Annotated in this window: 9 protein-coding genes; 1 reads left to right on the top strand and 8 read right to left on the bottom strand. The window is 43.7% G+C overall.

Annotation, left to right across the window (positions count from 1 at the left end; all coding sequences use genetic code 11):
* The 4 genes from M1P97_RS17950 to rbr form a co-directional block, all read right to left on the bottom strand.
* Entirely contained in the window at positions 1 to 1,497 is a 1,497-nt protein-coding gene (locus M1P97_RS17950) for a TolC family protein (RefSeq protein WP_195370500.1), read from the bottom strand.
* Positions 1,498 to 1,513: 16 nt separating this feature from the next.
* Positions 1,514 to 4,831, bottom strand: coding sequence for a golvesin C-terminal-like domain-containing protein (locus M1P97_RS17945; protein ID WP_195370501.1), 3,318 nt, complete (start codon positions 4,829 to 4,831; stop codon positions 1,514 to 1,516).
* 21 nt (positions 4,832 to 4,852) lie between these two features.
* Positions 4,853 to 5,746 carry an ABC transporter ATP-binding protein gene (locus M1P97_RS17940; RefSeq protein ID WP_249389788.1) on the bottom strand — a complete coding sequence of 298 codons (894 nt, stop codon included), beginning with the start codon at positions 5,744 to 5,746 and terminating at the stop codon, positions 4,853 to 4,855.
* 147 nt (positions 5,747 to 5,893) lie between these two features.
* The gene (gene rbr, locus M1P97_RS17935; protein ID WP_129730887.1) at positions 5,894 to 6,472 is read right to left on the bottom strand and encodes a rubrerythrin; all 579 of its coding nucleotides are present in this window, start codon (positions 6,470 to 6,472) and stop codon (positions 5,894 to 5,896) included.
* Positions 6,473 to 6,778: 306 nt separating this feature from the next.
* Here rbr and M1P97_RS17930 point away from each other — a divergent pair, with 306 nt between their 5' ends.
* Complete coding sequence (locus tag M1P97_RS17930; protein WP_195370503.1) at positions 6,779 to 8,479, top strand: SulP family inorganic anion transporter; 1,701 nt, start codon at positions 6,779 to 6,781, stop codon at positions 8,477 to 8,479.
* A gap of 118 nt (positions 8,480 to 8,597) precedes the next feature.
* Here M1P97_RS17930 and M1P97_RS17925 read toward each other — a convergent pair whose 3' ends face one another.
* The 4 genes from M1P97_RS17925 to glsA all read right to left on the bottom strand — a co-directional run bounded on the left by M1P97_RS17925 (position 8,598) and on the right by glsA (position 13,661).
* Positions 8,598 to 10,319: a T9SS type A sorting domain-containing protein gene (locus M1P97_RS17925; protein ID WP_249389787.1), complete on the bottom strand. Its 1,722-nt coding sequence runs from the start codon at positions 10,317 to 10,319 to the stop codon at positions 8,598 to 8,600.
* 170 nt (positions 10,320 to 10,489) lie between these two features.
* Positions 10,490 to 11,251, bottom strand: coding sequence for a DUF4469 domain-containing protein (locus M1P97_RS17920; RefSeq protein WP_195370505.1), 762 nt, complete (start codon positions 11,249 to 11,251; stop codon positions 10,490 to 10,492).
* A 427-nt stretch (positions 11,252 to 11,678) separates the two neighbouring features.
* On the bottom strand, positions 11,679 to 12,608 hold the full coding sequence (locus tag M1P97_RS17915; RefSeq protein WP_195370506.1) for a tyrosine-type recombinase/integrase: 930 nt from the start codon (positions 12,606 to 12,608) through the stop codon (positions 11,679 to 11,681).
* An 87-nt stretch (positions 12,609 to 12,695) separates the two neighbouring features.
* Positions 12,696 to 13,661 carry a glutaminase A gene (glsA, locus tag M1P97_RS17910; protein ID WP_195370507.1) on the bottom strand — a complete coding sequence of 322 codons (966 nt, stop codon included), beginning with the start codon at positions 13,659 to 13,661 and terminating at the stop codon, positions 12,696 to 12,698.

Here is a 13,661-nt window from a genome sequence, read left to right as displayed (position 1 = left end):
TTATTTTTCTGATATTAAGTCTTTCATAGGAACGATAGGAGTATTCTGCTCGAAGTCGTACAACGAGAGTATTTTAAGATTCAGCAACTCGATCTTGTAGTTGATGAGGGCCTGTGTATAAGAGATCTTCTTATTGGAAAGCTGTGTCTGGAACTGGCTCATTTCCATACCGGTCAGATCCCCTTCCCGGTAGCGGGTCAAGTTCAGATCATAAGTCAGCTGGGCATTCGTTACGTTCTGTTCGGCAATTTTTATTTGTGTACGCAGGTTCTCCAGGTTACGCCATACCTGACGGATATTCAATTCGATGTCTACCTTGTCTTCATGAAAATCGAGTTCATTAATCTTCTGTGCTACTTTCTGTGCACGAACGCGGGCTTTCTTTTCTCCCCAGTCGAAGATGGGTACAGAGAAGCTGATCGCAACACGTGGGTTCTGTGTCGGATTATCATAAATATTCTTCAGGTTACGGTTGTCACCGATCAAACCGAAAGAGACGGCAATATCACCTTTGAACTCGTTCAGCGCCTTCGTTTTAATCATTTCAAACCCCAGTTCATCACTCTCTATCTCACGCTGGCGAAGTTCCAGGCGCGATTCCAGGCCGTGTGAAATTGCTTGTTGCAGATTTACATCGATTGGTTTGATATCTATTTCGGCAAACACCATCAAGTCTTCATTCAGATTCATACCCAATGTCTGTTTTAACTTATCCTTCGCATTTTCAAGTGAAACCTGTTGCTCCTCTACCGATGAACGGGCGGTAGCCAGGTTGAGTTCCGCTTGGAAGAGTTCGTCTTTTGCCGCCAGGTCGGCTTCTACCTTATTCTTTATAATATCGTAACTTTGCCGGGCATTCACCAGTTCTTCGCGGGTGATAGCCAACTGGCTCTGCGCCATATAGACATTATAGAACTGGTTAGTTATATCCTTTTCGGTATTCAGCCGTTGCAGGGCATAGCTGATATTGGCATTCTCGTAATCATACTCGATCTGTTTCAGCTCCATTTTCCGCTTGTTGTAAGTGAAGATAGGTTGCGAGAGTTGGAGGTAAAGGTTATTGTTAAATGCCTTGTTACTATTCGTCGAACCTTCCACATCCGAGTTATTATCCTGCCAGCCGAAGGTGTTTATCAAAGAGACTACACCATCCGTCCACAAGATAGGCTGGTCTACCCGGAATGTACCGCTCGAACTGAACGTTTCATTGGTGTACCACTGCGACAGGCGGTTATCGAACCGGCGGTTTTTATTATAATCCACCGGATTCAGATCTAATGAGAACCGGGATTTAAGGGAAGCCCGTTGGGCAACCAGATTCTCCTGATACCGGTCCAGATTCATATGCGAACGACGCAGAGTCGGACTGTTCTCTTCCGCTATATCCAACGCTTTCTCAATGGTCAGAGACAGTTGTCCGTGAACTGTCAGCGGCACTCCCAGCAGTACGGCAATCGTAAGGATCATCTTTTTCATCAATAGTAACTCTCTTTGCATATTCAGATCATATTAATTAGTATCGTTTGACCAGTTTAACGGCATCCGCCGCTACACTTCTTAGTTTACACTCATTTGTCAGGGTGATATAAGCCGTATCGGCCGTGAAATAATAAACACCCAACTGCTCCCAGCCTTCATTGGCTCTCCGCAGGTTGATATAGGCATCTTCCGGCTCCTCTCCCTGCCTTATTTTGAAATGGTATTCACCTTCTACCCGGTCATTATACCGCAATTCATTACTTTTGCTCACGTAATAATAGAGATCATATTGTCCTTCGGCCGGTATAGGGACCTTCCAGGTGGCTGTCTGACTTCCATTGCCGCTTTTTATCACATAAGCAGAGCGGATGTATTTACCATAATAGTTGTTATTGGTTGTAGCCGTCCATTGTAACGGCGGACGCCAGTCGGAAACACCGGAATATTTAAAGGAGGTATCTTCCACTTTATCCAACCATTTAGGAAGCAGTCCCACTACATCCGGTTCAGATAGAACGAATAGAGAATCATCCTCGTTATCGACAATGATCTCATCCGTATTTTCACGTGAAGAACCGGAAATGATAAAATCTCCTTCGACATCCACATCTCGCCTTCTCTCTTCTTTTATATTTCCTATCTGCTGACTGATTACACTCGGCAAATTCCCGGAGATCATAGTGTTGACCATTACATACCGCGGAGCATTCTCCCATACGGATACCAACAATTTCGTCTGATGCGGTTCCAGTACGATTTTACGGTTAGCACGCGGATCGGGATTCCCACCACCCCGTTGTACCCCCTGTATTTCGAGATGGACGATACCTTCATTATCCGAATTATTACTTATCTGTACTTTCAACACAAAATTCTCCTCCCCTCTGTTTGTCACTTTAGTTACCTCAAACCGTTCAGCACTATAATAAGGAAGAGGCGTAAGACGTTCCCACTCCGAAAAACCCGAACGAATATCTGCATGGCTCACCCGGCCTAGCGTATCCAATAAGTTTTCAAACTGGATATTCCGGAACGTATTCCGTTCCAGCAATGTATAAAGAGAATCCCTGAAAGCATCCACTCCGATATTGATTTCGGGTACGGCAAACAGCCGGTACGTCTTCAGACTGATGATATTATTCAATAGATCGCGGTATTCCACGTCCGTAAGCAGTTCTTTAAAAGTCTGCTTCTCCATCAGCAGGCTTGCCTTTTCATTATTACTGATACCATTGATATCACGTTCCCAACCCGAGTTATCCGACTTTTTTTGCAAGTACAGTTCAATAGCCGTATTCGCTATCGGCCATTCGGGAGAAAATATATTATACCGGAAATTGTATAACTGTGGAAACAGGAAGTAGGGGTTTGCTTGTGACGAGATATTATAATTTCCACGACCACTGGATGAGAAGTTATAATTCCCCTCCGGACGGGTAAATATCCAAAGAAAGTTATTCAATGTCCGTATTTTTGCTTCTTTCTCAGTAATTTCACGGCCTCCATTTTTCGACCATTTAAGCTGGTTCCTCCAGGCCCTGTCGACATCCAACTGTCCGAATACACAACCTTTTTCCGGAAAAAGAACCATTTCCGGCTGTACTGCTTCCTGTGCCTGCGACCAAGCGCGGGGATAGGTAGAGAACTGCACGGGAACCTCTACAACAGAAAAACGCTTGAACGGATAAGACAGTTTGTAGGTACGCTCCAGATTCTCCCTGATATTATGAATAAAAGAAGGGATCGTATCGCGGATCGAATCAAAAGTAGCCGTATAGTAATCGTTCCCTTCAATATGCCAGATACTATATAGGGTACTGTCAGACTCCAGTGTTTGTTGTTTATATTTACCGATAATCAATGAAACCGTCTGTGCCGGATATTCGGCGGCAAAAGAATAGCTGCCGTCTTCCGCTTTCACACTTTCTCCCTGCGATAAGGGAACCAAGCCGGGAAGCGGTTTTATCTGCAACCCGAACTTACTGAAATAAGTCTGTTGCCAATCAGAACTAAGATCGCTGTAAGCCGTACCGGGACGAGGATACCAATATGTTTCGGGAGTAAACAATACATAATCCGGCGTCTGGAACACATATTGTTTATCTATATTGAACAGGAAATTTTTATATTCCTGCTGCAATACCTTAGCCGGAATATCCAGATAGCAAAACCGGCTGTTTATTCTTCCACCATATTTAACAGAGAAAGTAACCGTATCGGAAGGAACGATCTTTTCACCGAAATCGACCAACAGGATCTGGTTATCCCGCTCAAAATCCAGCTTCTTCCCTCCCCATGTTATTTCCTGTACCTGCAAACCCGGATTCAGACAGAAAGTAAAGACAGAAGCAGGCTCCAATGCCGTTCCTTTCATTGTCACTTCCGAAGAGAATGTTTCCGGTAGTTGCTCGAATGAAATATCATACCGGTCTATAATCATTTTAGGGGTATGCACATATTTATTATTAATAGCGGTATACAACGCACGCATATCGCTCTCCAGCAATATGGAATGTACATGTTTATAACCGGCAGCTCCACTGATCGACAGCATACAAAGGGAAAGCAACAACCAGGGATAATTGCTGCGTGAAGAATTAGGCAGACGTCTGAACAGAAAGATCGTAAAAAAGATAAAGGCCAGGCCGGCAAAGAAATAGATCGCCCGATGGTTTAAGACTGTCTCCCAATTGGTAAAACCGACAATCGTAGATTTTACCAACGGCAGGCTGTAAGCCATATAATCGAATAAATAATAGAATTTATCACTGATATAAAAGATTGTCAGACCGATATATCCCAACAGGATAATAAAGGTAAGTGCCTGGTTCTTCAATACCAGCATCAGGAAAATGGATAACCCGATGATAAAAACCAACGTCGGAATACTTATCAACAGGAAATAAAGAATATACGCCATCCAGTCTACCGCCATTCCTGAAGTCATAAAGTTAAACAGCAAAGCTATTCCCATGATGATCAGGTTAAGGATCAGAAAAACACGCAGGTTTCCCCATATTTTACCGATCACATATTCGGCATTGCTTAACGGACGGACATAAAACACCTCCGAAGTATCGAGTTTCTTATCCCTCTTCAGGAATTCCGAAGAAAGAAATATACAGATCACCGCCTGTCCGGTATTTAATAAGAGCAGGTTCAAGTAAGGGAGATTGGCCGGTATGGCCTTCACCAGCCAAAAACCACCGGAGTCTTCCATGATCAGCAGAGCAAAGTCAAAAAATCCGAGTATCAGAATGGCCAGTATGGTAAACACTTTAAAGAACCAGCTCCGGATCAGAATTTTACTTTCGTATTTTGCTACCGATTGTATATTGTTGATAAACGACATAGAGGGTCAATTAAAAGGTTATTAATCGTTGGTCCAAAGGTTCAGTTTATTCTCCATATAATACACATAAGCATGTTCCAGATTGGGAGGATACGATTCAGCTTCATATCCTACGATCTCATCAGCCACAACCTGCACTTCCCAACCGGAGCCGGAAGGAATGGTCGAGATTACGGGGTATTTCTTATCTACCTCGTGCAATTGGTCGCCGGTTACTTTTATACGCCAGACTTTTCCTTCTGCTTGTTTCAACATATCCTGCGGTGAACCGTAAAAAGAAACCTGTCCTTTGTTCATCAGCGCCATACAATTACAAGTACTGGATATGTCTCCCACGATATGGGTAGAAAGGATGATCGTTACGTCATTCTCACTCACTTCCGAAAGCAGATTACGAAAACGGATACGTTCTTCAGGATCGAGTCCGGTGGTCGGCTCATCCACAATGATCACTTTCGGATGATGGATCAATGCCTGGGCAATCCCCAAACGCCGCTTCATACCACCCGATAGTTTATTTGCATACCGTTCGCGCACATCGAACAAACCTACATTTTCGAGCATAGCATCTACAGCCTGCTTTCTTTGTTTACCGTTAGTCATACCCGACAGACGGGCAGCATAATCCAGAAACTCATGTGTTTTGTACTTTGCGAAGAAACGGAAGTCCTGCGGAAGATAACCTAATATGCCTCTGATCTCTTTGCGCTGCCTGAGCAGATCATACCCACAGATATCCACTTGACCGGAAGTCGGCTCCATCAGAGCAACCAGGATACGCATCAATGTAGACTTTCCGGCACCATTCGGACCCAACAGTCCGAACATTCCTGTCGGTATCTCCAGATTCACATCTTTCAATGCGTGGTTTCCGTTCGGATATACCTTATTAAGGTTCTTTATCGATATACTCATTCAGTCAAAGGTTCACGAAAAGTTAGAATTAAGTCGTAATACGTTGGTAAAGATATATTTTATTCACTTCACTACAAATAAAAAACGTTCCCAACCAAAATATATTAGTTGGGAACGTCCTAAATTAAATCCTGATAAGGAAATTTTTTAATAATTTTGCTTCATTGGTTCGAAGAATGCCTGCGGGTGTTCGCATGCCGGACACTTCATCGGAGCTTTCTTTGCTTCGATCACGAAACCACAGTTGCGACACTGCCAGAAGATAGCTTCGTCTTTTTCAAATACTTTACCTTCAGTCAGGTTTGCCAACAACTTACGATAACGTCTTTCGTGTTCAGCTTCAACCTTTGCAATCATTCTGAAAGCAACAGCGATTTGTTTGAAACCTTCTTCTTCTGCAATATCGGCAAATGCAGGATATAGTTCAGCCCACTCTTCGTTTTCGCCGGCAGCAGCTTCTGCCAGGTTTTCCATTGTTGTGCCGATTACACCGGCAGGATAAGATGCTGTGATCTCAACCATGCCACCTTCCAGGAATTTAAAGAAACGCTTTGCATGTTCTTTTTCTTGTTCTGCAGTTTCCATAAATACACCGGCAATTTGTTCGTAGCCTTCTTTTTTGGCTGTGCTTGCGAAGAATGTATAACGACTTCTTGCCTGAGATTCTCCGGCAAATGATTTCAACAGATTCTGTTCTGTACGTGTACCTTTAATACTTTTTTCCATAATGCTAATATGTAATATAAAATGAGTTTGTCTAAATCGCCCTATTCAAATAACTCTCAAAGTTATGAAATTGTTTAATAATTTAATTCATTCATTTACTTAAAATATATCTATCGGATTATAAACTATGTCTATCATCCGGCAGTATTTACCGATAGCTTTTAGAAGAATGTAACCGACTTTGCATAAACCCCAACCCAAATTTGGCTTTTTTGAAATGTCGACATTGCAAAATACCCGATTATATACACTTTCGATAAATATTATTGTATCTTTGCATCAAAATTTAACATAATAGGCAGAAAGATGAAAAGCAAAATTGATTTTCAGCCCAAACTTATATCGGCGCTGAAAAATTATTCCAAAGAAAAGTTTATGACCGATCTGATGGCAGGAATCATCGTGGGTATTGTTGCCCTTCCACTGGCCATCGCATTCGGTATCGCTTCGGGAGTAAGTCCGGAAAAAGGATTGATTACGGCAATAATCGGTGGATTTATCGTTTCTCTTCTGGGAGGAAATTCCGTACAGATCGGTGGTCCGACCGGAGCTTTCATCGTTATCGTATACGGAATTATACAGAATTTCGGTATCGAAGGATTGGCTATAGCTACGGTGATTGCCGGAATTATATTGGTAGTAATGGGAGCATTAAAACTGGGGACGGTTATCAAATTTATACCTTATCCGATCGTTGTCGGCTTTACCAGCGGTATTGCGTTGACCATTTTCACTACACAGATGAAGGATCTGTTCGGGCTGACAATGGAAAAGGTTCCGGCCGATTTCATATCCAAATGGATTGCTTACTTCGAACATTTCCATACGATCAATCCCTGGTCGTTCGTGATCGGAATTATCAGCATTGTTATAATTGCCGTCTCACCCAGGTTTTCCAAAAAGATTCCGGGTTCATTGATTGCTATTATTGTGATGACGATCATTGTCTATATCATGAGAAATCAGCTGGGTATAACAGGCATAGAAACGATCGGCGACCGTTTTACCATTAATGCTTCCCTCCCGCAACCGGAAGCCATTTCTTTCAATATGGAAACAATCAACCTATTGCTCCCCTCGGCATTTACCATTGCGATGCTGGGTGCGATAGAGTCGCTTCTTTCTGCCACAGTGGCCGACGGTGTGACCGGAGATAAACATAATTCAAATACCGAACTGATCGCACAGGGAGCTGCCAATATCATCGTCCCTATTTTCGGAGGTATTCCGGTAACCGGAGCTATCGCCCGTACAATGACCAATATCAATAACGGTGGCCGTACACCGGTAGCCGGTATAATCCATGCTATTGTACTGTTGTTGATCTTACTGTTCCTGGGACCGTTAACCAAACATATCCCAATGGCTTGCCTGGCAGGTGTGTTGATTATCGTATCTTACAACATGAGTGAATGGCGCACGTTCCGTTCATTGATGAAAAACCCGAAAAGCGATGTTTCCGTACTACTGGTTACTTTTTTCCTGACCGTTATCTTCGACCTGACTATTGCCATCGAGATCGGTTTATTGATCGCCATGTTCCTGTTTATGCATCGTGTGGCAGAGACAACTCGCGTTTCAGTAACCAAAGACGAAATCGACCTGTCCGATGATGGAGAGATACGCCATGATGAAGAGGTATTGGTTTTGCCGAAAGGGGTTGAAGTGTACGAAATCGACGGTCCGTTCTTCTTCGGTGTAGCGAACAAATTTGATGATGTGATGAAGGTGATCGGTGACAAACCCAAAGTACGTATCATCCGTATGCGTAAAGTCCCGTTCATGGATTCGACAGGCCTGCATAACCTGGAAAGTTTGTTCCGTTTATCGAAAGCTGAAAATATACACATGATCCTTTCGGGAGTAAACGATGATGTGCGCCGTGTATTGATCAAATCCGGCTTCGATCAAAAGATAGGTGCGTATAATATATGTTCAAACATAAACGAGGCTGTGAAGAAGGCAGAAGAGGCAGTGGTATCAAAACCTGCTGAAAATATGCACTGATGTAAGTTACCGATTATTTAGCTAAACAATAAATTCAAACCTATTTCTAATAAAAAAGGCTGTGCCTGATTCCCCCATGAAAGGGATAGCACAGCCTTATTTATGCCATGACAGCTGTTTATTCGCTTATGCGAACTTTATAGCTCTGATCATTCAAACGGACAATGTAAAGACCTTGCGGCAGTTGTATTTGGGCTTCGCTGGAAACCAAGGCTGATTTCACCAACTGGCCTTGCATATTGAATACGTTCACCTGGGCAGTTGCTTCCGGCTGGATATACAGAATACCGTCTGCTGCATATACTTTCTGAGCGGTAGCGTTGATCTCTTCATTGGCTGTTTCCGTATTCTTGACAATGCCATCGATTTTAACGACCATATCGGCTGTTACCGGTTCTGTCACATAATTCATGTTGGCATCCGGTTCCAGTGTTTTATCGCCAACGGTTACAACCGGTTTGGATTGATTATATTCTTCCTCCAATACCAAAGAGAAACGGAAACGTTCGCCATCTTCTATCGCAGAGACACCTTCGCCCGGCGTGGTTGTTGCACCTGTCAGAAGAGGCAAGGTCACATTATGCAAGGCTTGAAGAGCTGGGTAATCGTCTTTTCTAAACTGCCAGCGTGTAGTACCTTCAGGCAATAACTTATTAAGTTCTTCTACAAACTCCTCTGCCTTTGCATCTTCTTCTTTTAACACATACAAACAGTTTTCTGCTTTAGATTCTCCAAACACGAAAGAAGTAAAAGCAGGTTCAGTGGGAGTAGTTACATTTTCACTCTTCAACGTTGTTATTGCACTCCACGCATTTGACAGTATACTTTTTGTATTCAAAACAGCTACAACACCTGCTGTATATACATTTGTCTTACCTTCTTCCTGCTTATTATCAGCTATCGATACAATAGACTCTCCTACGCTTGCAACGTTCATAATTTGACTATTTTGGGTAAAAGCAGCCGTCCCTGCCGTACGAACCACCAAATCAGTAGTATTCCCGGAAACCTGGTTGTCCAATTTAACGTGGCTAATACAATCAATAACTTTCGAATCGTACATTTCAGCCACAAGACCTGCGACCTCAGCGTAACATAATTCTCCATCTTTCAGTACAGTCTCATTCTGATAATTTCCATAAGTACGACAGTTTTCAACTGTACTATTACTTAAAGCTGCAGCCAAACCACCAATTACCGATCCGGATACTTTTCCTTTAGTCCGTAAGTTATAAGTACCATCTGTTGTACAGTTGATTATCTTCCCATACTGGACATTGGCCGCTAATCCTGCAGCCATCATTAAGTAATCGGTACCTTCCACGTCAATATCGATCTTTGTACCGACCATACGAATATTTTTAAGAGTTGCCCCTCCACAATTCACGAAAAGAGCCATATACATATTACTAGCCTTTTGTGTATTGTATTTCAATGTATAATTCTTTATAGCATAGCCATCGCCATCATACGTTCCGGTAAACCAGGCTCCGTTACCGATAAAGGTCATCGGGTCATCTTCTCCAAAAGTGATGTCGGCTATTTGCTTAAAGTAAACCCCCTTCAATTTCTGTGGGAATGTACCCGAATCATCCGAAGACAATGCGCCAAGATTACGTAAATGTTCCTTGGTAGCGATCAGATAGGGATCTGCCTCTGTACCGGAACCACCAGCGAAAGAAGAGGCATCAGCTTTTGTTTGAACTGGTGATACGACATAATCTAATGACTTGACAGGTTTATCAATCTCCATAGAAGCGAATGCTCCTTCATTTGTTTGTGCATTCACACCACACGCAACAGCCAGAAAAGCCATTGCCAAAGTAAAAATTTTCTTCATACTCATTCAAAATTAAGTTAGACATATTACTAAATTCAAATATTGTTTTCAGGCATTAACATATTTTAGGCGCACCGTCTAACCAACATTGGTTAGACGAACTAAGTGCCTCTGGTAAATGTGTGTAAGTACCGTTGGTTAGACAGTCTCTCCAACGGCACTGAGAAAGACTATTCAATAACAGGACGGTCATCTTCACCACCGCCACCCGGTTTTTCACCTACATAAAGTAGTACCGGAAACTTATAAGTACGTGGCTCTTTTACAAGTTTGTTACCGGCTGCAGACTGGGTAACAATACTTAATGTGTATTCGCCATCTTCGAGGGCAGGCAACATCACAGTCAGTTCAGAAGGATTGTTGTGAACCAGCAACGGACATTTCTGAGCTGTACCGCCTGTCTTAGTGAAGAAAACACCCAGGTTTGCATCATCGCCGGCTACTTTGATATTCGATCCGGAGATAACGACAGGAGCTGCAGAGGTAAGTTGTGTGTTCATTTCACCGGTAGTAGAGTCGATAATCGAGTTGATGACTGGGCCGGTAACGGCAGTACGGGTATCTATCTCTACATTCTTCAATGTGTCGCGTAGTAGTTTACCGGGTACATAACTGGCAGTGAGTTTGTTTTTAGTAGGGTCGAAAGCTGCTTTTTCACCCTCAAAAGAACCAGTGATAGTAGCCATGTACTGGCCTACACCATCAACAACACTTTTACCTTCGGCAATAGCGGTTACTTTTTCCTGATCACTCATACCCAGGATATATTCGATCGTATCCAGGCGTAATTCAGAACCTCTTGCCAGAATGCGTTCGGCAATTTGTTTGTTGCGTACCGTTCCGGTGATACGGGGCTTTGCGGTGTAGTCACCTTTACGTTCCGTGACGGCGTTGTCGTAAAGGTCGGCAGTCAAAATGATTTTTTCAGCCATGATTAACAATAAATTTATGCCTGCTGGTTGGGCTGGGCGTTTCCTTTTTTGATGATTACCTTATTTGTGAAATAAGGGTAGTTCTTTGTATTGGATATTTAGTGGTAGAGAGTAACTTTTCCCCTTCGGAGAGGGGGGGAGGGGTGTGTTAAAACGAGCTATATAGACGGCTAGTGACACACCCCCTGCCCCCTCTCCAGAGGGGAAAGGTTACCCTTAGCCCCGCTATGTCCATACGTCAGCCGAAAACGCCCCAATTCTTTATAAAGGCACAAATCATCCCCCACCCACCTAAATTATAAGCAAGCAAGTTTGTCTTTGTTTAAATATAATTTCTATCTTTGCCCCGTCCCCATACTAAAAAGGCTGTGATTTTCAAAGCTGGCATAAAATGGGGCAAACACCCTTATTTCACAAATAAGGTCTCTTAGGCCCTCACTCCTATCAAACTATCCAGTCCTTTTATAATAATCTTGTTGGCAGCATTGAGCCTCGACTGGTCGAGTGTAGTCAGATAGTTACGTGTTGTCCTTTCCGACGTATGGCCGAGGGCCTGGCTGATAACTGCTATCGGCGTATCGTTACGCAATGCCTCTGTCGCCCAGGTGTGGCGGAAAACATACGAAGTCAGATGGATAGGGATGACCAGACGTTGACCGATTTCTTTCAAACAACTGTTGTAATGATGAAGGGCTTTCTTATAGGCTTCATACTGCTTCTCCCCATTACTCTCTTCGGACAGAATGGGGAAGAGATAACGGCTACCGGGTTGCATGTATTTATCGAGCAGTCGTTGCATCCCGGGGGTGATGCAGACACGTACCAGGGTACCAGTCTTACAGCGGTTATAGACTAATTCACCGGCGATAATATTGTCGGCTGTCAGATGCGCCAGATCGACAAAAGGCAGTCCGCAAGCCAGAAAGGAGAAAAGGGCAAAGTCTTTTGCCATCTCCAACTCATGACTATCCGACAAATCCATCTGCACAATCTCTTCGATTGTTTCCCTACGAAGGGCACGTTTGGCAGTTTCTCCTTGCCGGAGGTTGAGGTGCGCAAAAGGCGAAAGGCAGTTCGACGGTGCCAACCCTTCGCGCACAGCCATATGAAAGATGGCACGAAAGCTACTCAGATAGCTGTTTATCGAATTTGTTTTCAGATGTCCCAATGACTGAAGCCATTCACGGAAACGATCGATCAAGCCGGGAGTGATATCGTCAAACGACAGGGAATCATCACCCCGGAACTGCCGGAGCCAGTTGGAGGAAGCACGGTAGAGGTCGGCAGTCGAAAAATGCCCGGCCTTACGTTTACGCTTCACCAAAGTGTCGGCATAAGTGAAGAAAAAGGTTATCATACAATATAATTTAGAAATAAACAAAACAAGCCTCCCGTCCTCTGAACGAGGAACAAAGAGGCTTGCCAATTAAAAGAATAAACTGTTCTATTCAGTAATTGTTACCCGGTCGCCATTAAAAATGGACAGACCCAGTTTATTCATTATATATTTGATCGCCAACTGAGCTTTCACAGAGTTTCCTGCGCTGTCAATTGGTGGAGCGAAAGCAGCGATACCGAACAGGCCGGGCATTACGCCCATTACACCACCACCTACACCTGTTTTTGCAGGGATACCGGAAGTATATAACCAATCACCGGTATGTTCGTAGAAACCTACGGTTGCGATCAGAGATGTGATCTTCGGTGACAATGAGCCGTCGAATATCTGCTTCTTCGATACCGGGTTCAGGCCGTCGTTAGCAATAGTAGCTCCGCAGACAGATAATTGAGCTGCCGTGATTCCCAGTGAACACTGACGGGTATACAGGTCGAGCGACATATCCGGATCGTCGTAAATACGGTTGTAGTTCTTCAATAACCAGGCAATAGAGCGGTTGTTGAAGTTGGTGGCCGATTCCGACTTATACAATTCGTCGATCAACTGGGGAGCACTGCCGCAAAGATCGGTAATGTTGGCAACAATGGCATCCCACTTCTTGGCGGCGTCACCTATCGGCTGAACCATACTGCAAGCAGTGATCGCACCCGCATTGACCAACGGAGTAGAAGGATGATCCTTCTCCAGCAAGATAGCCATGATAGAGTTGAAAGGCAGTCCGGTTGCATCGGCACCGATCATTTGCAGTAACTTCTCTGCACCGTATTGGCGCAAAGCAAGTACAGCGGTATGTACTTTAGATACAGATTCGATACCGAAGCGGTATTCGGAATCACCCAACTGGATGATCGTCCCGTCCATCAGACAGACACTGATACCGAACAGGTTCTTATCTATATTGGCCAGATAAGGGATGTAATCGGCATTCTTTCCGTCCGTGTTGGCCTTGTACATCCCATAGGCTTCCTGAGCCGCCTCCTTTATTTGTGAAACGGAAATCTTTTTATCCAT

It is taken from the genome of Parabacteroides leei, assembly GCF_023369805.1.
Taxonomy (GTDB): Bacteria; Bacteroidota; Bacteroidia; order Bacteroidales; family Tannerellaceae; genus Parabacteroides; species Parabacteroides leei.
Note: the sequence above shows the minus strand (reverse complement) of the source record. Positions and strands in the feature narration are given on the sequence as shown.

What these genes read in the sequence shown, in the direction of transcription:
- M1P97_RS17950 (WP_195370500.1), bottom strand. Translation starts at nt 1,497, where the DNA reads ATGCAAAGAGAGTTACTATTGATGAAAAAGATGATCCTTACGATTGCC.
- M1P97_RS17945 (WP_195370501.1), bottom strand. Translation starts at nt 4,831, where the DNA reads ATGTCGTTTATCAACAATATACAATCGGTAGCAAAATACGAAAGTAAA.
- M1P97_RS17940 (WP_249389788.1), bottom strand. Translation starts at nt 5,746, where the DNA reads ATGAGTATATCGATAAAGAACCTTAATAAGGTATATCCGAACGGAAAC.
- rbr (WP_129730887.1), bottom strand. Translation starts at nt 6,472, where the DNA reads ATGGAAAAAAGTATTAAAGGTACACGTACAGAACAGAATCTGTTGAAA.
- M1P97_RS17930 (WP_195370503.1), top strand. Translation starts at nt 6,779, where the DNA reads ATGAAAAGCAAAATTGATTTTCAGCCCAAACTTATATCGGCGCTGAAA.
- M1P97_RS17925 (WP_249389787.1), bottom strand. Translation starts at nt 10,319, where the DNA reads ATGAAGAAAATTTTTACTTTGGCAATGGCTTTTCTGGCTGTTGCGTGT.
- M1P97_RS17920 (WP_195370505.1), bottom strand. Translation starts at nt 11,251, where the DNA reads ATGGCTGAAAAAATCATTTTGACTGCCGACCTTTACGACAACGCCGTC.
- M1P97_RS17915 (WP_195370506.1), bottom strand. Translation starts at nt 12,608, where the DNA reads ATGATAACCTTTTTCTTCACTTATGCCGACACTTTGGTGAAGCGTAAA.
- glsA (WP_195370507.1), bottom strand. Translation starts at nt 13,661, where the DNA reads ATGGATAAAAAGATTTCCGTTTCACAAATAAAGGAGGCGGCTCAGGAA.